At 44.7% G+C, this 18,127-nt stretch carries 21 protein-coding genes; all 21 read right to left on the bottom strand.

From position 1 onward, the window contains the following. Positions 1–128 precede the first annotated feature (128 nt). Positions 129–575, bottom strand: coding sequence for a nucleoside-diphosphate kinase (gene ndk / locus QMA01_RS03155; RefSeq protein WP_191714236.1), 447 nt, complete (start codon positions 573–575; stop codon positions 129–131). An 85-nt stretch (positions 576–660) separates the two neighbouring features. Beyond that, on the bottom strand, positions 661–1,635 hold the full coding sequence (gene hepT, locus QMA01_RS03150; RefSeq protein ID WP_191714235.1) for a heptaprenyl diphosphate synthase component II: 975 nt from the start codon (positions 1,633–1,635) through the stop codon (positions 661–663). 21 nt (positions 1,636–1,656) lie between these two features. Further along, complete coding sequence (locus QMA01_RS03145) at positions 1,657–2,355, bottom strand: demethylmenaquinone methyltransferase (RefSeq protein ID WP_290214256.1); 699 nt, start codon at positions 2,353–2,355, stop codon at positions 1,657–1,659. A gap of 5 nt (positions 2,356–2,360) precedes the next feature. Further along, positions 2,361–3,137, bottom strand: coding sequence for a heptaprenyl diphosphate synthase component 1 (locus QMA01_RS03140; RefSeq protein WP_191714233.1), 777 nt, complete (start codon positions 3,135–3,137; stop codon positions 2,361–2,363). 77 nt (positions 3,138–3,214) lie between these two features. Further along, positions 3,215–3,436 (bottom strand): trp RNA-binding attenuation protein MtrB, encoded by a 222-nt coding sequence (mtrB, locus tag QMA01_RS03135; protein ID WP_142826459.1) that lies wholly within the window; start codon positions 3,434–3,436, stop codon positions 3,215–3,217. 21 nt (positions 3,437–3,457) lie between these two features. Then, complete coding sequence (folE, locus tag QMA01_RS03130; protein WP_191714232.1) at positions 3,458–4,042, bottom strand: GTP cyclohydrolase I FolE; 585 nt, start codon at positions 4,040–4,042, stop codon at positions 3,458–3,460. A 691-nt stretch (positions 4,043–4,733) separates the two neighbouring features. Further along, positions 4,734–5,006, bottom strand: coding sequence for an HU family DNA-binding protein (locus tag QMA01_RS03125; RefSeq protein WP_006829858.1), 273 nt, complete (start codon positions 5,004–5,006; stop codon positions 4,734–4,736). A gap of 173 nt (positions 5,007–5,179) precedes the next feature. Next, complete coding sequence (locus QMA01_RS03120; protein WP_191714231.1) at positions 5,180–5,890, bottom strand: hypothetical protein; 711 nt, start codon at positions 5,888–5,890, stop codon at positions 5,180–5,182. A 10-nt stretch (positions 5,891–5,900) separates the two neighbouring features. After that, the gene (locus QMA01_RS03115) at positions 5,901–6,104 is read right to left on the bottom strand and encodes a DUF2768 domain-containing protein (protein ID WP_191714230.1); all 204 of its coding nucleotides are present in this window, start codon (positions 6,102–6,104) and stop codon (positions 5,901–5,903) included. 87 nt (positions 6,105–6,191) lie between these two features. Further along, entirely contained in the window at positions 6,192–7,211 is a 1,020-nt protein-coding gene (locus tag QMA01_RS03110; RefSeq protein ID WP_290186073.1) for an NAD(P)H-dependent glycerol-3-phosphate dehydrogenase, read from the bottom strand. A gap of 22 nt (positions 7,212–7,233) precedes the next feature. Then, complete coding sequence (gene der / locus QMA01_RS03105; RefSeq protein WP_191714228.1) at positions 7,234–8,544, bottom strand: ribosome biogenesis GTPase Der; 1,311 nt, start codon at positions 8,542–8,544, stop codon at positions 7,234–7,236. A 93-nt stretch (positions 8,545–8,637) separates the two neighbouring features. Beyond that, complete coding sequence (gene fni, locus QMA01_RS03100; RefSeq protein WP_290214255.1) at positions 8,638–9,672, bottom strand: type 2 isopentenyl-diphosphate Delta-isomerase; 1,035 nt, start codon at positions 9,670–9,672, stop codon at positions 8,638–8,640. Positions 9,673–9,694: 22 nt separating this feature from the next. Beyond that, on the bottom strand, positions 9,695–10,840 hold the full coding sequence (rpsA, locus tag QMA01_RS03095; RefSeq protein WP_191714226.1) for a 30S ribosomal protein S1: 1,146 nt from the start codon (positions 10,838–10,840) through the stop codon (positions 9,695–9,697). Between the two features lie 68 nt (positions 10,841–10,908). Further along, on the bottom strand, positions 10,909–11,499 hold the full coding sequence (locus QMA01_RS03090; RefSeq protein WP_191714225.1) for a lysophospholipid acyltransferase family protein: 591 nt from the start codon (positions 11,497–11,499) through the stop codon (positions 10,909–10,911). A 1-nt stretch (position 11,500) separates the two neighbouring features. Then, on the bottom strand, positions 11,501–12,175 hold the full coding sequence (gene cmk, locus QMA01_RS03085; RefSeq protein WP_191714224.1) for a (d)CMP kinase: 675 nt from the start codon (positions 12,173–12,175) through the stop codon (positions 11,501–11,503). 153 nt (positions 12,176–12,328) lie between these two features. Then, positions 12,329–13,024 carry a glutamic-type intramembrane protease PrsW gene (gene prsW, locus QMA01_RS03080; RefSeq protein WP_191714223.1) on the bottom strand — a complete coding sequence of 232 codons (696 nt, stop codon included), beginning with the start codon at positions 13,022–13,024 and terminating at the stop codon, positions 12,329–12,331. An 88-nt stretch (positions 13,025–13,112) separates the two neighbouring features. After that, positions 13,113–14,081 carry an asparaginase gene (locus QMA01_RS03075; RefSeq protein ID WP_191714222.1) on the bottom strand — a complete coding sequence of 323 codons (969 nt, stop codon included), beginning with the start codon at positions 14,079–14,081 and terminating at the stop codon, positions 13,113–13,115. Between the two features lie 600 nt (positions 14,082–14,681). Further along, positions 14,682–15,659 (bottom strand): YpdA family putative bacillithiol disulfide reductase, encoded by a 978-nt coding sequence (locus QMA01_RS03070; RefSeq protein WP_290186082.1) that lies wholly within the window; start codon positions 15,657–15,659, stop codon positions 14,682–14,684. A gap of 66 nt (positions 15,660–15,725) precedes the next feature. After that, a complete protein-coding gene (locus QMA01_RS03065) occupies positions 15,726–16,478 on the bottom strand; it encodes a metallophosphoesterase (protein WP_191714220.1) in 753 nt (250 codons plus the stop codon). Positions 16,479–16,549: 71 nt separating this feature from the next. Beyond that, positions 16,550–17,179 (bottom strand): CBS domain-containing protein, encoded by a 630-nt coding sequence (locus QMA01_RS03060; protein WP_191714219.1) that lies wholly within the window; start codon positions 17,177–17,179, stop codon positions 16,550–16,552. A 72-nt stretch (positions 17,180–17,251) separates the two neighbouring features. After that, the gene (locus QMA01_RS03055; protein WP_290186085.1) at positions 17,252–18,070 is read right to left on the bottom strand and encodes a LysM peptidoglycan-binding domain-containing protein; all 819 of its coding nucleotides are present in this window, start codon (positions 18,068–18,070) and stop codon (positions 17,252–17,254) included. Between the last annotated feature and the right edge of the window lie 57 nt (positions 18,071–18,127).

The following is an 18,127-nucleotide window of genomic DNA, read 5'->3' as shown; positions in this document are numbered from 1 at the left end:
TCAATTGAGAATTTTTACCTTCATGAATTGTTCATTTCAACCAATTAAAAAAATAGAGCCAACCCCAAACCAGGACGGCTCTATCATCAAATAAAAAAAAGCAGCTAGGCTGCTTTTAACACGTTGGATTAGTTAACCCAGCTGTTGATTGTTTTTTCATATGAAACCAATTCTTCTTCTTTGAAGAACAAGCCGATTTCACGTTCTGCGCTTTCAGCAGAATCTGAACCGTGAATCATGTTTTTGCCGACAGTGACTGCGAAGTCTCCGCGGATTGTTCCTGGAGCCGCATCTTTAGGGTTTGTAGCGCCCATCATCTGACGTGCAGTCAAAATCACGTTTTCGCCTTCCCAAACCATTGCGAATACAGGACCTGAAGTGATGAATTCAACCAATTCTCCGAAGAATGGACGTTCTTTGTGTTCGCCGTAATGCTCTTCAGCCAATTCAGTAGGGATCTGCATCAATTTAGCACCAGCCAAATGATATCCTTTTTTCTCGAAACGTGCGACGATTTCTCCGATTACGTTGCGTTGAACGCCATCCGGTTTAACCATTAAAAATGTTTTTTCCAATGTAAACACTCCTCTATTAAAAGCTCGGGCTTTTTGCCCACCTTAAAAAATACTATCATTGTCGGCTCATTTGTCAACCAGCAACTTAAAAATTGCGCTTGCCGATGAAATACGCGATTTTGCGCATGGTCTTCACCGCTTTCCCTTTAGGCAAAAAGGAAAGTTCCCGCAAGGCTTTCTCCAAATAACGGTCACTCATGGCCTTCGCTTCTTCAATGGCAGAGCTGCTGCGAATCGTATCGACAATCATCAGCCGATCTTCATTGCTGAGCTCCTTATTGAGGTTAGCTTTCAGCATGGCATAGATTTCCGTATCTTTTCGTGCGCATAAAATCGGCAAAGTGATATTGCCTTGTATAAAGTCACTGCCAGCCGGTTTCCCCAACTCTTCATCCGTTGAAGTGAAATCAAGGATGTCATCGATAATCTGGAACGACATGCCAATAAAGTAACCAAAGCGGCGCAAATGCGCTGCGGTCTTTTCATCCGTACCTGACACCAATGCCCCTAATTCACAGCTTGATGAAATGAGTAGGGCCGTCTTCCGTTTGATACGCCGAAAATAATCCCGCAAGTTTTGATCAAGCTTGTACTTATCCTTGATCTGAATAATCTCACCCCGGCAAACTTCAATGAGCGTTTTAGAAAGAATCTCATGGATGCGAGGCGATTCAATTTCCGTAATTCGTTCCAATGCACGTGCCAGTATGAAATCACCTGTATACATCGCAACACTGTTGTTCCACTGTGCCTTGACGGTCGGGCGCCCTCTTCGGATCTCCGATTCGTCTATAACGTCATCATGGACCAAAGAAGCCATGTGAATCAGCTCGAGCGGCACAGCTACGCGTTTCATGACGTCTATATTGTAATCGCCAAATTTTCCTGCAAGCAAAACAAAAACAGGTCGGATTCTTTTCCCTCCGGCCTGCAATAAATGAAGAGATGCATCATTTAATAGGAGAGACTCGGAATCCACTGCCTGTTCCAATTCCTTTTCGATCATTTCCAGTTCCGGTCCAAGGTCGGAATAGAGCAATTTCAACTTCATCTTTTCCACTAAAATCCTTCTCCCGCTAATTTACTTTTTTATACCTAGGTGGAGGGCTGCGGCGCCTCCGGTGTAAGGCTTGTATTTCACTTTTTCAAACCCGACTTCTGTAAACAACTTCGCCAATTGTTTCATGCCTGGGAATGTTTTTGCCGATTCCTGCAACCATGAATACTCTTTGTAACTTTTAGCAAAAAGCTTACCGAAAACCGGCATGATGAACCGGAAATAAATTCTGAAAAACGGTTTGAACACGATGTTTTGCGGTTGCGATGTTTCTAGGCATGCAATCATCCCACCCGGTTTCAGCACACGGTGCATTTCGGAAAGGACTTGTCGGTAATCCGGAACATTCCGCAAACCAAAGCCGATTGTCGCAAAATCAAATGAATTATCAGGATATGGCAAAGACATCGCATTTCCTTGGATCAACTTGATCTGAGGCATATCCTTGATCTTCTCATGTCCGACATTCAGCATATTCTGGCTGAAATCCAGCCCTACCACTTGTCCTGTTTCACCGACTGCTTTACCAAGTGCAATAGTCCAATCAGCCGTTCCGCAACATACGTCAATGGCAGCGGCACCTTTAGGAACCTGCATTTTGTACATGGTATCTTCACGCCATTTGTTATGTTGTTGAAAGCTGATGACCGAATTCATTTGGTCATAGTTCTCGGATATTTTTTCAAATACTTCGTGGACTCTTTGTTCTTTCGTTTTAGGCATATCAGTCATCCTTCTCGGGTCAGCTGCTCAGCTCTATGCTGGTGCGGGGTTATTTGATGGAGCAAATATTTTTCCAGTTCATAATCCAACGAACAGTCAGCAATGGACGTCAAAATTTTCCCATGGAGACTGTCCAGTTTTTCCAGCAGCCAATGCTCTGTATAGATTTCGTGAACAAAACTGGTATTCAATTCGCGCAATGCATGCGAATAGTTTTTAGACTGCAACCGCTGCAATTCATCAGCGTAGCGGATATAAAGCAATGCTTGCTTAGCAAGCGTTTCGTATTCGGTAAAACCATAAAATCGATAAAATGACATTAAAAGTTCTGTTTCAATAATGCTGATGGCATCTTCCACTTCCTCCAGCGGACGAACAACTCCTTCAAAAAAGGATGTTTTCTTTTCGCTCACTTGGATGATAGCTGAAGCCAATCGCTGGACCATCGCAATATTTTTCGTATTGACCAGCATCTGGTAATAAATGCCGCTGTATAAATCTCCAGCCAACACCGTTAGCTGCTGCTCTTTGATAATTGGAGCATCTTCCCTTACTTGATCATGGGCATGCAAAGCGGCATAAACGATGGAAACTGTCTTTGCTGAGGCTTCAATTTCAGGCGACCACTCTTTTCCGTCAAAAAAAGGCAGTAGCAAAAAAAACAAACGGGATTCTTTTACCGATGGACCTTCTGTATATTGATCGAGTGTCCGCTGGCGCACAGCGTCCAAGACTTCAATCCCCATGGAAATAATTTTCGATTGTATTTGGTGTCCATTCATACTGCTTGCTCCATTCATGATTTAGCCATACTACAATAGTATATCACAGGCAAAGCCTTGCCTTCATCCAATATCGTTTATTTTTTAGCGTCACTTTCAACGATACCATGGGCAGAATGAATTTCCGCTTTGCCGCGGATTTTCATAGCTGAAGTATGCTCCGTAAATTGAGCAATCATCACTTCGCCTTTATCCAATTTTTCAGTATGGTGAAATTTTGTGTCATTACCGCGTGTCAGTCCGATTACGTTCACGCCATCTTCTTGGGCGCGAATTACAATGTATTCCGTTTGAGCCATGTCTACACCTGCTTTTCCAATTTAATTCATATTAATGTATGTGATTACTTCTGAACGCTTTATGTCGTCCGTTTCTAAAATGCCGCGTGCAACAGCGGTTACCGTCTTGGATCCTGGCTTCTTAATGCCTCTCATAGTCATGCACATATGTTCTGCTTCAATCATGACGTATACGCCATGCGGGTTTAAGGTTTCCATCAGAGAGTCTGCAATCGTAGAAGTAATGCGTTCCTGCAGCTGCGGGCGTTTAGCGACCGTCTCCACAGCACGAGCCAGTTTGCTTAATCCTGTCACGATTCCGTCGCGAGGAATATAGGCGATATGTGCCTTTCCGAAAAACGGAACAAGATGATGTTCGCACATCGAGTAGAAAGGAATATCTTTAACGAGCACGAGTTCTTCGTGGCCTTCATGAAAAACTGTTTTAAAATATTCTCTTGGATCTTCTTTTAATCCAGAAAATACTTCGGCGTACATCTTAGCTACCCTTTTAGGCGTATCCTGTAATCCTTCTCGGCTTACGTCTTCCCCAACTGCTTCCAAAATCATCGAGACAGCTTTTTCAATTTTATCTAGGTCTACTGTTTGTGCTTTCACATCTATCATTCTGTTTCCTCCTGTTGAAGACGAATCGGTTATTTTTTTGGCAGCAGGATGGCTAACCGGTGGATTTTCTTTGTATGTCAGCAATCTCCACTTGTATGTGCATATTTCTCATTGTACAGCTCCGGCGGCCCGCAGGATGTGGGTCAGGTAACCGTTGCGGCAGGAAGCCGCGGTTTTAGGTTACCTTCCTTAGCCGCCTCCGCTTTTTTCACCGTCTAGCTTCGGCGGCCTGCACCTCGGGTCATAAGCCACTCTGGCTGTGCGGCAAAGTACGCCGCTTCGCCAGATCGTCTTATGCCTGTCGGAGCAGAACGGCCGCCTCCGCTTTTCTCACTGTCTAGCTTCGGCGATCAAACCCTCGGGGTCATAAGCCGTGCCGCCTGTGTGGCAAAGTGCGCCACTTCGGCGGCCCGTCTTATGCCCGTCGGGTTTTGCTCGATCGCCTCCGCTTTTCTCACTGTCTAGCGTCGGGAGCCAGACCCTCGGGGTCATAAGTCAGCCCAGCTGTGCGGCAAAAAACGCCACTCTGCCGGTCTGCCTTATGCCTGTCGGGTCTTAACGGCTCCTTCCGCTTTTCTCACATGAATCGTAGCATACGCACAGGTGTTTCGCAAAATTGTTGACTCAAAAAAAGAATGACTTCTGCAAGATTGTGTCTCGCAAAAGTCATCCTATGTACAGAGGCTAAAGCTTACTTCACTGCGTCTTTAAGCGCTTTACCTGGCTTAAATGCAGGAACTTTGCTTGCAGCGATCTCAATTTCAGCACCAGTTTGTGGGTTACGTCCTTTGCGGGCCGCGCGTTCGCGTACTTCAAAGTTACCGAATCCGATCAACTGTACTTTTTCACCCTTAGTAAGAGCGTCTTGAATCGTCTCAAATGCAGCGTCAACTGCTTTGGCAGCGTCTTTACGAGAAAGTTCAGCTGCTTCAGCAACAGAGTTCACTAATTCTGTTTTGTTCATGCTATTCACCTCCTCTCAAAGGGGATGCAACCATCAATCCTGTAAAAAGAGTATCACATCGAAAATCGCATAGCAACAACAAACAGCCTGCTTTTTCAATAAAACCCCCAAATACTAACAAAATTTTCTAAAAAGGGGTCATTTCTATTAAAAACGCGTCATATCAATGTTTTTTACTCGGTTAAGAATACCGGTTCGTTGTCTTCATTTATAGTGTACGGAAGTGAATAAGCTGGCACCACTGCATGGTCTTCGTACAGAATAAAGCGAATGTCTTGACCGGCTTCCAGCTCCCCTTCATATTCCTGAAGAGCTGAATAGAGATCCATCGAGTAATCAATATAGACATCTCCGCTGCCCGTAATGACCATCGGCAAATTACGGCCACTGTATGGGCTGACTACTGTCGGTTCTTCCGAGAACCCCATCGCATCGTGATTGAACTTATAAACATTGTCTGCAAGGATTTCAGAAATCGGCGCTTTTCCGCCGTTTGCACTTTTCCGCACATTCACGGATCTGATTGCTTCTGCCGCCTGCAAATCCACAAGTTTTACGGTTGGATTCTCTTCTACATCCATCAGGACATATTGAAAAATGCCGCCCGTTTCAAATGCGTTAGTCGGGACCTCTGCTGTATAATCCGGTACGATTTTCGAAAAATCGATCGGGTACTTAATATATTGGTCCACTTCCATATCCCGAGTTTTGATCGGCAACAAGCCGCCTGATGCACCTCTGTATTGATTTACTGCATTTTGTACGGTAATCAATTGATCCTCATAAGGAATCTGGTTCTCCGCTCTCTCACTTTGCGGATATCCGCAGGCCGTCAAAAAGACGGTAATGAGCAAAAGCAGAATAAACATTGTCGGTTTTTTCATTTTCCTCACCTCAAGCGCCGCCTGTAGGGCCGCTGAATACTATGAATATCATGATAAAGAATCCAAGAATCAGCAAAATGTAAGCAACTAGCGCAAAAATAAATTTAAGGATGCCATTTTTTAACTTGTATCTGCTCAAGTAGATAAAACCCATCGAAATCATCAAAAAAGCAATTCCGGCAAACGATACCCACATTTTATCTAACGCACTCATAAATGCCCGCCTTTCATACTGTTTCAGTCAATAGTATAGCATAAAAAAAGAAGAGGCTGCAGCTTGCACCCTCTTCTTTTGTGACAATTAAAGCAAGTTGATCAAATCTTCCATTTCGTTCTTCTTCATGCGGCCCATCAGCTTTTCAACAGCGTCATCGGTCGACACATTATCGAATAGAACGGCATAAAGTGCAGACGTAATCGGCATCGGAACGTCATAAGCTTTTGATAATTGATACGCTGCTTTCGTCGTCCGTATCCCTTCGACAACCATGCCCATTTCTTCCAGCACTTCGTCCAATGATTTTCCTTTGCCAAGCATGTTTCCTGCCCGCCAGTTACGTGAATGCACACTGGTGCAAGTCACGATCAAATCACCCACACCGGTCAAACCGGAGAAAGTTAACGGAGTTGCACCCATCTTCACACCGAGGCGTGCAATTTCAGCCAGCCCCCGCGTCATGATAGCAGCTTTGGCGTTGTCGCCGTAGCCCAAGCCGTCTGTGATTCCAACAGCCAGAGCAATGATGTTCTTCAAGGCTCCGCCGATTTCCACACCGATTACATCGGTATTCGTATAAACACGGAAATAATGGTTCATGAACAGATCCTGAATGCGGTTGGCTGCTTCTGTGTTCGCACAGGCAGCCGTTACAGTCGTTGGATGCTCTTGCACTACTTCTTCCGCATGGCTGGGTCCGGACAGGACGACAACATCTTCAATCCATTGCTCCGGAATTTCTTCACGGATCATTTCGCTGATCCGTTTTAAGGAATCCGGTTCGATTCCTTTAGAAACATGGACGAACAGAATTTTCCGATTCAGACTTTTTTTAATGTCCTGGCAGACTTCACGGATGGCTTTGGTCGGAACAGCCAATACATAAATATCTCCATGCTCAACAGCTTCTGATAAATCGCTGGTTGCTTTCAGATTTTCCGGTAGCTGTGTATCTTTCAAATAGCGTTTATTGGTATGCTGGTTAATTTCGTCTGCTTGCTCCTGACGATGTGTCCAGAGCAATAGATTGTGGTTGTTTTGAGCAAGTACATAACTCAACGCAGTTCCCCAGCTTCCTGCTCCAAAAACAGAAACTTTTTCCATAAGATTAAACCACCTTTTTACCTTAAGTACGCGCTCTCGTGATAAGACGAAGCGGAGTTCCTTCAAAATCGAAACTCTCACGAATCCGGTTTTGCAAGAAGCGTTCATAACTGAAGTGCATCATCTCCGGCTCGTTGACAAAGACAACGAATGTCGGAGGCTTGATGGCCACTTGGGTTGCATAATAAACACGCAGACGACGGCCTTTGTCTGATGGTGCCGGGTTCATGGCTACTGCGTCTTCGATCACTTCGTTCAAAATACTCGATTGGATTCGTCTTGAATGGTTGTCATTGACTTTATTGACAATTTCCAAAATATTGTGGACGCGCTTGCCGCTGATTGCCGACACAAACATAATCGGTGCATAATCCAGAAACAGGAAATGCTCACGGATTTTGCGTGTCATGACATTCATGGTTTTTTCATCTTTTTCAACAGCATCCCATTTGTTGACAATGATAATGACTGCTTTGCCAGCTTCATGTGCATAACCGGCAATTTTTTTGTCCTGCTCCTGAATGCCCTCTTCTGCGTTCAAGACCACTAAAACAACGTCTGAGCGTTCGATGGCACGCAAAGCGCGCAATACACTGTACTTCTCAGTTGTTTCATAAACTTTCCCTTTTTTGCGCATTCCCGCCGTGTCGATAATGACATACGGCTGATCATTGTATTCATATTGCGTATCGATAGCGTCGCGTGTCGTTCCCGCGACTTCGCTCACAATAACGCGTTCTTCCCCTAAAAATGAGTTTACAAGAGAAGATTTGCCGACGTTTGGACGGCCGATCAATGAGAATTTGATGACATCATCCGGATACTCCTCATCGTCTTCGGTCGGAAAGTTTTTGGCCACTTCGTCCAAAAGATCCCCTAGACCCAATCCGTGAGATCCTGAAAGAGGAAAAGGCTCGCCCATTCCCAATGTGTAAAAATCATAGATCAGGTGGCGCATATCGGGATTGTCGATTTTATTGACGGCCAGAATGACCGGTTTTTTTGTACGATAAAGAATTTTGGCTACTTGTTCATCTTGCGTTGTGACACCATCACGCCCGTTGACAAGGAAAATGATGACATCCGCTTCGTCCATGGCAATTTCTGCCTGTTGACGGATTTGTTCAAGGAATGGCTCGTCACGAAGATCGATGCCTCCCGTATCTATAATATTAAATTCATGTGTCAGCCAATCTGCCGAGCTGTAAATACGGTCACGCGTTACTCCTGGAATATCTTCCACTATGGAAACCCGTTCTCCTACCACGCGATTAAAAATCGTGGACTTACCAACGTTCGGCCGGCCAACTATTGCTACTACCGGTTTTGACATATAAAATTCATCCTTCCACTTCTGATATGCCTATTATACACGAAAAAGGCGATGGCATCAGTTAAATGTCCATCCCCTTTAAATGTGTAATATTCAGTTTTTCTTCGGATTTGCATATGAAGCCGGACTAAAGCCTCTGGCACTGAGATACTGCGCCAATTCTCCCGAAATGACCGCAGGACATTTCTGCAGATCCGTCAGGTTTTCAGCTCCGAGAGCCGTCATCATCATCGCTAAGTCTTCATGCAGCGCTTCTATCTCTTCGATCAGCTGCTTTTCGCCTTCTTGCATGGCTGTCTTCAAAAAAGAGCCTGCCAAGCCGACAGCATCCGCACCCAATAAAAAGGCTTTGATCATGTCCTGGGCATCCTGTATGCCACCAGATGCGAGAACCATCTTTTTAAAGACGCTCTTCACTTCCACAATTGCTGCGGCTGTCGGAATTCCCCAATCTTCAAAATAGGCCAGCTTTCTTCTGCGGCGTTCGTTTTCAATCGAGGCGAAATTCGTGCCGCCAAAGCCACTGACATCAATAGCTGCAACTTCAGTTCCCGCTAATTTTTCAGCCGCTTCCCGGGACATTCCAAAACCTGTTTCCTTAACAATCACCGGGACTTGGAGCTGTTCAGCGATTGCCTGTATACGGTCGAATGCCCCACGGAAATCACGATCCCCTTCAGGCATCGTCAATTCCTGCACCACATTCAAGTGGATTTGCAGAGCATTGGCTTCGATCATTTCGACTGCTTCCTGTGCCTGCTGGACCGTAGCTTCGCTTCCCAGATTGGCAAATAGGATGCCATGCGGATTTTCTTTTCGCACGATAGCATAAGATTGCCGCTCATTACGGTCTTTAAGTGCCGACATTTGTGATCCGACCGCCATGGCTGCTCCCGTCTCTTTGGCAACTCGCGCAAGCAGGCCATTCAACTGTTCAGTATCTCTGCCTCCGCCACCTGTCATGGCATTAATAAAAACAGGTGATTTCAAGTTCAAATCACCTGTTTTCGGTTTTATGCTGATACTTGATACCGCGCTATCCGGTAAAGCCTGATGCACGAAACGAATATCATTGAACATGTTTTTTTTGCTTTGTCCTGTGGATAAAGCATATTGTATATGATCCATTTTACGCTGAGCTCTCGACATATTATTCGGATTTAAAGCCTTTCAGTTTATCACCGATTACATCACTGATCGAGAATCCGGTCGATTCTTCAGGCATATCGTACTCAGAAAAATCCTGGCCGCTTTCTTTTTCCAGCAATTCTTTGATGCTGAGGGACAAGCGTTTGTCTGCTTTGTTGACTTCCAACACTTTGACCTGAACTTCTTGGCCTTCTGTCAGCACCTCATTCGGTGTCGCGATATGCTTGTGGGCGATTTGAGAAATATGGACCAGCCCTTCAACTCCGGGCAATACTTCCACAAATGCACCATAGCTGACCAAGCGCTTAACTGTTCCGGCATGAACAGAACCTTTCGGCGCTTTTTCATCGATGGAATCCCATGGCCCTGGCAAGGTATCTTTAATGGACAAGGAAATGCGTTCTGAATCACGGTCGACAGACAGCACTTTGACAGTCACTTCCTGCCCTTCCGTAACAACATCAGATACCTTTTCTACATGCTCATGCGACAGCTGCGAGATATGGACCAAACCGTCCACTCCTCCGATATCGACAAAAGCACCGAAAGAAGCAATCCGTTGAACTTTCCCTTTCAGCTCGTCTCCAGCGTGAATGTGTTCCATTACCTGCTCTTTCTGGGATTCTTTTTCCTTCTCGACCACCGCTCGGTGAGAAAGAATCAGGCGATTGTTTTCTTTTTCCATTTCTACAATCTTGAAAGTCAGCACTTTGCCTTTGTAGTCCTCGAAAGACTCAACAAAATAGTCTTCCACTAAAGAAGCCGGTACGAATCCGCGCACGCCCAAATCGACTACCAAACCGCCTTTCACAACGTCTTTCACTTCAGCTTCGATAATCTCACCAGATTCAAACTTTTTCTCCAATTCGTCCCATGCCTGTTCGGCATCGACTTTGCGTTTGGATAAAACAAAATTTTCATCTTCCACTTTCGTGATGATCAGATTCAGTTCATCACCGACTTGTACAGAATCCGACGCTTTTTCGATATGCAGGCTCGATAACTCACTAATGGGTATAATGCCATCAAAAGGTGCCCCTTCAATTGTTACGGTTACTGCCTTTTCTTCAATTTTTGCCACTATCCCCTTCACGCGATCTCCTGTTTGGAAGTCACGGTTTTCCATCATGTTCGTTTCCTCTGACATAAGTAGCCCTCCTTCACAAACTATCCACCTTCTATTTTATTCGAATTCTCTAATAAAAACAAAAATTATCACTTATTCTCAGCATAGTTGTCCAGAATCTTCTGGATGCTTGCCATTATGGCTTCGGTTACCTCATCTACCGATGCTTTTCGTTCACGGAACGGCTGCATTAGAATCGGCTCACCGTACACCACCCTTACTTTGCGAAACGCTTTATAAGGTCCGATGATTGCACAAGGCATTACATCCGCATTGCCTCGCAGCGCAAAAAAACCTGCACCGCTCAGCCCTTTTTTTAGGACGCCGTCAGTTGAACGGGTTCCTTCAGGAAACAGTCCGACAACTTCGCCGCTTTTTAGGATCTTTAAAGCAGTCCGGAGCGCTTCGCGGTCACTCATCCCACGTTTTACAGGAAAGGCATTGACTTTCGGAAGGATCGGTCCGAGGATCGGAGCTTTAAATAGTTCCTCTTTTGCCATAAAATGAACGGTTCTTGGTGCTGTCATTCCGACAACAGGCGGATCGAGCGCGTGAATATGATTGGAACATAGAAGAATGCCGCCTTCTTTCGGAAAATTTTCAGCTCCGATGACTTCGAAACGATATAAAGGGCTTAATACGGTTTTGACCAAACCTTTGCCAACTGCATATAAATTCACTTTACACCAACCTCTCTTCAGCCAGTTTCAATATTTTCTGTGCCGCCTGATCAATCGTCAAAGCGGTTGTATCGAGATAAATGGCGTCATCCGCCTGCCGAAGCGGAGCAACTTCACGTTCGCTGTCCATTTTATCCCGTTTGGCGATTTCAGCCTGAAGCTCTTCTAGCGGAGTCAGGATATCTCTTTTCTTATTTTCTTCAAATCTTCTTCTCGCACGTTCTTCTACGGATGCCGACATAAACACTTTCAGCGCAGCGTGTGGAAGGACATGTGTTCCGATATCCCGGCCATCCATAACCACTCCGCGCGCTTCAGCCAATTGCTGTTGGAGCTCCACCATACGCAACCGGACCAATTCATGTGCAGCCATCTCTGAAACAGCCTTTGTCACATGCTGAGAACGGATTGCTTCTGTTACATCTTTTTTATCCAAAAAAACCAATTGGCCATCTTCTGACGGCTGCAGATCAATTTCCGTTTCTGCCAATAATTTGCCTGCCTCTGTATTGCTGGCCATATTAATGCCTTCATTTAATGCTTTTAATGTGATAGCTCGGTACATTGCACCCGTATCGATGTAAACATAACCCAGCTTTTCGGCCACGATTTTTGCAATCGTGCTTTTGCCCGCAGCTGCCGGTCCATCAATTGCTATTTGTATCGGTTTCGTCAAAATAGTCACCTCATCATATGTATTCATCATATTTTACCATAAGAAATGCACCAGCGCCCGGGCTGAACTTAACTCCAAACATAAAATGATCGGCTGAAAGCAAAATTTCTCCAACAAAAAAAGCCTTTAAGATCGAGGCTTTTCTTCGGGTATTTATTTCAGTTCGCTGGATTGCATCGATGAATTGCGGTCATGGTAATGCGATAAAGAGAGCAAATGCGCCTGTTTGACTTTTTTAAGGCCAAACCACCAGAGAAACAGCATAAATGGAATCGCTCCATACATGATATTATCGTAGACATATAGACTGGTATTATAAGCCATGTGCAGAATCACTGAGCTGAGGAATGCCCAGCCAAGCCAACGCCTGCGCTGGCTGCTTTTCGAGAATTTTGCTTTCCCGAAATAATAGCCCATGACAACGCCGAACAAAGCATGGCTGGATACCGGCAAAAATGCCCGCAGAAATGCGGTCTGCAATCCAAATTCCAGTAAATACAAAATGTTTTCCACCGTCGCAAATCCCAGAGAAACACTGGCTCCATAAAGAATCCCGTCATAAGGATCTTCAAAATCGACATGGCGGTATACAGCTATCAATAAAACCAGCCATTTGAAAAATTCTTCGATTACACTGGAAAAAATGACATTTTGGGCAAAGCCGCTGGTAAAAACGCCTTCAGCATCGAATACATATTGGACAAATAGAATTGGAAAAGTCAAAATAGCTCCGTATAAAAAACTTTGAAACAGCAGCTTCGAAGGTTCACTGGCAAATTGATCACGCAAATACAAGTAACTGAACAGTGCTAAACTCGGGGCTATTGCTACAGTTAATAAAATAATCATACGCTATACCCCTTTGTTTGTATTACCTTAATTGTATCATGTTTATTGCCATGATTTTCAGGTTTCCTGAGCTGTCTTTTAAGATTCCCTATCTTTCAAAAGCATTCGCTGGAATGTCCGCATCGGCAGACAATAAGACCGCAAGTTTGATGCGCGCTTTTTTGCTGTCATAGTCACTTCCAAGAATGACACCCCGAGTCAGCAAATCATGCGCGCTTCCCGGATAGCTATAAGCCGGATAAGCATTTCCTTCCTCCGCACTGGTCGTCACTACTACGGGAATCCCTTGTCTGATTGCATGGTCAATCGCTTCCACCATATGCGGTGATACCTGGCCTCTTCCTGCCGCTTCCAAAATAATCCCTTTAGTTGGCCCTGCCACCAACATATCAATCAAGTAACCATCCTGTCCGGAATGGCATTTTATGATATCCACTCTTGGCAATGGACTTTCAACCAAATGGACTTCGTGCATTACAGGTTTCTGGTATACACGTACCGTGTCATTGTCGATGATACCTAAATAACCATGCCCAAACGAATCAAATCCCTGCAGATTGCTGGAATGGACTTTTTTTACGTATTTGCCGCTGTAAATCCGTTCGTTAAAGACTGCCACAGCCCCTATGCCTCTTAAATTATGATCTACAGCCACATAAATGGAATTGCGCAGGTTTGAATAAACATCGGTTCCAACTTCTTCAGGTGAACGTTGAGACCCCGTAACGACAACCGTCCGATCATCGCCGATTGTCAGGTCCAGGAAATAAGCGGTTTCTTCCAATGTATCCGTGCCATGTGTAACGACAACCCCTTCCACTTCCGGATCCTGAAGTTCCCGGAGGATGGCTTCTCTGATTTCCAGCATTTGATCGAATCCGATATGCATGCTCGGCAATTGAAATACGTCAATCACTTTGACTTCTATTTCTTCAGGAAGTTGGCAAAGTTCAGCCAATTCCTTTCCTGAAATCGCTCCGGATTTCAAGAGCCCGTTAGACACCTGCCTGCTGGCAATTGTTCCGCCCGTTGTAATTAGTGAAACTTTCTTTTTCATAAATAAACACCCTTTCTTGTTCACGGTTTATATCCGTTCAAATCAAAACAAAAAAAGAAAGCACATTTAAACTGTGCTCAGACTAGAGACAAAGTCTATTCAAAATGAATAACAGTGTATAACTCCAACCGAACTGGCCACTTCGCTTTCCATGGACTCAGCTTCAGCCTCCTCGTCACTCGAAAAACCAGTGCTCCTGCATCGCTGCGCTGCTTCCAGAGGAGTCTCCGTGGCCGGCCCGATCAGAGGCGTGTAGCTTCAAACAAAGGAAATCGCCTGCTAGTCAGAATCCGGAAACCATCGTCCCAATAAACTTGGTAGCTTCTTCATACAAAGATCCGAAGCGCAAGGCGGCGAAGGGCAAAGATATGCTCCTGCATCGCTTCGCTAGCTTCGTCGCAAACGAGTCAGGCACAGCCCGACTCGCTTCCTGCGGGATAGCGAAGTGTCGAAATCCACTCGGGCGCCAGTCCGAGTTAGTTCGGCGCAAGCCCGCAGGAAAGCGTCCGCCTGGAGTGTAGGATCCAATAGAAAGACAATAAATTGCATATTCACTCTTTGAACGACATAAATATTCTTTTGGCTACAAGCTCAGCACATTTAAACTGTGCTTTCTTTTTTTGCAATAGCTTCCGCAATTTGCTGTCCATGAAAGCGCCCATTTTCAATAAAGATTTCATTGGCATTATTGCCTGCCGCAATCACGCCGGCGATATAAAGGTTCTCCACTTCGGTTTCCATTGTTTGCTCATTGAAAGTCGGGCGACCGGAAGCCGGATCAATGGAAATTCCCATCGACTTTAAGAAAGCATGGTCTGGATGATAGCCGATCATGGCAAAGACGAAGTGGTTGGGAATCGTTTCTTTTTGGTCGTTGACAGTCAGTTCCACGCTGGTATCTGTTATTTTGTCGACCATCGAATCAAACAACATGGTGATTTCACCTTTTCTTACCAAACCGTCAAATTCCGGAAGAATCCATGGTTTTATGCTTTTCGAGTAGCTCGTTCCATGATAGGAGACCGTGACGCGGCTGCCTGCTTTATGTAATTCCAGAGCAGCATCGACAGCAGAGTTCTTGCCCCCTATGATTAACACATCCTGATCAAAATAAGGATGGCCTTCTTTGAAATAATGCATCACTTTCGGCAGTTTTGCACCTTCTACATTCAAGGCATTGGGCTGATCGTAATAGCCCGTTGCCGCTATGACATATTTTGCTTGATAATAGCCTTTTGAAGTCTTGACGCTGAACGAACCGTCCTGCTCGTTCCGTTCCACGTGCTCCACGGTCTCAAACGGCTGCACTTTTATGCCGCTCCGTTTTACCACTTCACGATAATAGACCAGCGCCTGATTGCGCTTCGGCTTGCGTCCTTCAATGATGAACGGGACATCGCCTATAGACAGCTTTTCACTTGTGCTGAAAAAGGTTTGATGCGTCGGGTAATTGAAAATCGCATTAACGATATTGCCTTTTTCAATCACAACCGTCTGCAGTCCGATTTCTTTCAATTCAATGGCGGCCGACAATCCGCATGGGCCGCCTCCAATAATAAGAGCATCTACATATTCCATTCCAAAACATCTCCTGTACTTGATCCTTGTTTAAGCATAATGGATGGATCCACTTTGTGACAAATTTTATTTCAATTTAGGCTTTATGGTCAGCACATGAAATTCGGCTGGAGCTCCCAGACGCAAGTGGAGTGTTGTCGTACCGAATCCATTGCTGATCAACTCCACCCGGTCCTCTTTCACTTTCAGCGAGCCTTTTTTAAACAGTCCGAAAGGACCAATGCGTATCTGGCCACCGTGAGTATGGCCAGCCAGCAGCAATTCGGCTGAATAAGGCCCTTTGATTTTCCAAAAATCAAAAGGGGTATGGGATACAAACAATACGGTATCACCGACTTCAACAGCTTTAAATGCATTGTCAAAGCCATCAGGTTTGTAAGCGAAATGATCCAGCCCAACCAGTTTCAACCGGCTATTGCCGAATAGCGACACCGATTCGTCATCCAGCACAGTCACACCGTAATGCGCGAAAATTTTTCTGAGTGAAGTTTCATCCACTTCACGATCATTATTTCCCCATACAAAATAAACAGGTGCGATAGCTGTCAGGTTTTTGATATTTTCAGCGACTCGCTTCAAAGGCACTCCCTTTTCGACTAGATCGCCTCCGATGACAATAAGATCGATCGGAAAATCAATAAGATCAGCTTTAATGGTTCGTCTATGGATATCTGCTATGAAAAGAAGTTGAAATGGATCAAATGGCTTTTCTGAGGCCAGATGGATAGTTTGCTTATTCAGCTTTTCCGCAAAAGCGTTTCGCACCATAAAAAGAAGCAGCGCAAAAGCTGCTAGAGCTAATCGGATAAAATATTTCATCAGGGGATGCGTCCTTCCAAAAAACGAAAAAAACATAAGCGAGGCTTATGCTTTTTCATTTTAGTTTAAAATTAATCTTCTGCGATATCCAAGACACGGAAGCCGGATTTCTCCAGTTCTTTTACAAAACGGTCAATGTTGTCTTTCTTTTCAATTTTCAGGACAATGCGGCGAACCATTTTATTGGTCTCATCAAATGTCACAAGGGAAACAACCGATTCCTTGAACTTTTCGATGATCTCACCAAGGCGGCCGATACGGCCTTCTGATTCTACGGATGTAAATGTGATGCGATAGCCCGGTCTGTCCATGCCAAAAGCACTTTGCAATTGATTGACAACATCAAACCTCGTTACAATCCCCAAAAATTGATGGTCTTCAACAACTGCAATGATCGGGAAATCATTCAATTCCACCAATGCTTTTTCATAAACATCATTGATATTCAAATACACATCTTCATTTACAATGACGTCACGGACCTTAGTGGTTTTGGCAAACTCTTCTTTTGTTTTTCCGGAATGGAAAAATGCGCGATAGGCATAATACCAAGTGAAGATCCCTTTGTACTCGGTTCCCTCCACTACAGGCAATGCATCAATTGTGTATTTTTCCAGCAACTCAAAACCTACTTGTACGGAATCATCCAACTGCACAGTATGGCATTTTTCTCTTTTGACCATTACGCTTTTTACAAACATCTGCTCGCCTCACTTCTATAATCTATAAACATCTATTCCCTTTTCGGAAGTTTATTAATCAGCCGAATTTGCTTATGGCAGAATCAATGTCTGGCCAGGGCTGATGCTGTTTGAACTCAAGCCATTAGCCTGTTTGATCTTTTCGACTGCCGCAGCGGCTCCTGCAGCACCGTAATTATTGACGGCGATGCGGTAAAGCGTTTCACTGGACTGGACCACGTAAGTTTTGCCGTTTGCGCTTGGCACTTCTTCTTTTTTATCCGCTTCAGCTTTTGCTTCCGCTTCTTTTTTCGCCTGGGCTTCAGCAGCGGCTTTCGCTTCTGCCTCTTTTTTCGCTTGAGCATCAGCAACGGCTTTCGCTTCTGCATCCGCCTTCGCTTTGGCCTCTGCTTCAGCTTTTTCCTTCGCTTGTGCATCGGCTATTGCCTTAGCTTCAGCATTCGCCTTTGCTTCAGCTTCAGCTTTCTCAGCGGCATCGGCTTCTGCAGCAGCTTTTTTCTCAGCTTGTTTTTTTTCTGCAGCAGCTTTCTCTTTTTCTTCAGCTGCTTTTTTCGCTTTTTCTTTGTCTTTTTCTTTTTCTTCTTCCTCGGCCGCCACTACAGCAGAATTGGATGGTTGGGAATTCATCTCAAAACTCACTTCATTTTCTGCAGGTTTAGCTGTCAATGAATCATCGGGTTCATATAAGAAAGCTACAAAAATCAGTAAAGTAACGGGTATTAAGATAAAAATAAAGAATAACGCAGGCATCAATAGGCTTTTGTTCTTTTTAGGGTTTGGCCTAGGCTTTTGTGCCTGTCGCTGAGCTGCTCTCGACAAAGCAGAATTTTTGTCTATCGATATTTCCTGCCGGTTTTTTTCAACCGACTCATAATAACTGTTATTTCCCATTCATGACGACCCCTATCTGTACTAATATATCTATTATGACGAAAAAAGACTCATTTG

The sequence above is a fragment of the Planococcus notacanthi genome, assembly GCF_030407825.1.
GTDB classification, from domain to species: domain Bacteria; phylum Bacillota; class Bacilli; order Bacillales_A; family Planococcaceae; genus Planococcus; species Planococcus notacanthi.
Note: the sequence above shows the minus strand (reverse complement) of the source record. Positions and strands in the feature narration are given on the sequence as shown.

Bases quoted from the DNA above. Each gene is read 5' to 3' on its own strand.
- QMA01_RS03145 (WP_290214256.1), bottom strand. From the start codon at position 2,355: ATGCCTAAAACGAAAGAACAAAGAGTCCACGAAGTATTTGAAAAAATA.
- QMA01_RS03140 (WP_191714233.1), bottom strand. From the start codon at position 3,137: ATGAATGGACACCAAATACAATCGAAAATTATTTCCATGGGGATTGAA.
- mtrB (WP_142826459.1), bottom strand. From the start codon at position 3,436: ATGGCTCAAACGGAATACATTGTAATTCGCGCCCAAGAAGATGGCGTG.
- folE (WP_191714232.1), bottom strand. From the start codon at position 4,042: ATGATAGATGTGAAAGCACAAACAGTAGACCTAGATAAAATTGAAAAA.
- QMA01_RS03125 (WP_006829858.1), bottom strand. From the start codon at position 5,006: ATGAACAAAACAGAATTAGTGAACTCTGTTGCTGAAGCAGCTGAACTT.
- QMA01_RS03120 (WP_191714231.1), bottom strand. From the start codon at position 5,890: ATGAAAAAACCGACAATGTTTATTCTGCTTTTGCTCATTACCGTCTTT.
- QMA01_RS03115 (WP_191714230.1), bottom strand. From the start codon at position 6,104: ATGAGTGCGTTAGATAAAATGTGGGTATCGTTTGCCGGAATTGCTTTT.
- QMA01_RS03110 (WP_290186073.1), bottom strand. From the start codon at position 7,211: ATGGAAAAAGTTTCTGTTTTTGGAGCAGGAAGCTGGGGAACTGCGTTG.
- der (WP_191714228.1), bottom strand. From the start codon at position 8,544: ATGTCAAAACCGGTAGTAGCAATAGTTGGCCGGCCGAACGTTGGTAAG.
- fni (WP_290214255.1), bottom strand. From the start codon at position 9,672: ATGGATCATATACAATATGCTTTATCCACAGGACAAAGCAAAAAAAAC.
- rpsA (WP_191714226.1), bottom strand. From the start codon at position 10,840: ATGTCAGAGGAAACGAACATGATGGAAAACCGTGACTTCCAAACAGGA.
- prsW (WP_191714223.1), bottom strand. From the start codon at position 13,024: ATGATTATTTTATTAACTGTAGCAATAGCCCCGAGTTTAGCACTGTTC.
- QMA01_RS03075 (WP_191714222.1), bottom strand. From the start codon at position 14,081: ATGAAAAAGAAAGTTTCACTAATTACAACGGGCGGAACAATTGCCAGC.
- QMA01_RS03070 (WP_290186082.1), bottom strand. From the start codon at position 15,659: ATGGAATATGTAGATGCTCTTATTATTGGAGGCGGCCCATGCGGATTG.
- QMA01_RS03065 (WP_191714220.1), bottom strand. From the start codon at position 16,478: ATGAAATATTTTATCCGATTAGCTCTAGCAGCTTTTGCGCTGCTTCTT.
- QMA01_RS03060 (WP_191714219.1), bottom strand. From the start codon at position 17,179: ATGTTTGTAAAAAGCGTAATGGTCAAAAGAGAAAAATGCCATACTGTG.
- QMA01_RS03055 (WP_290186085.1), bottom strand. From the start codon at position 18,070: ATGGGAAATAACAGTTATTATGAGTCGGTTGAAAAAAACCGGCAGGAA.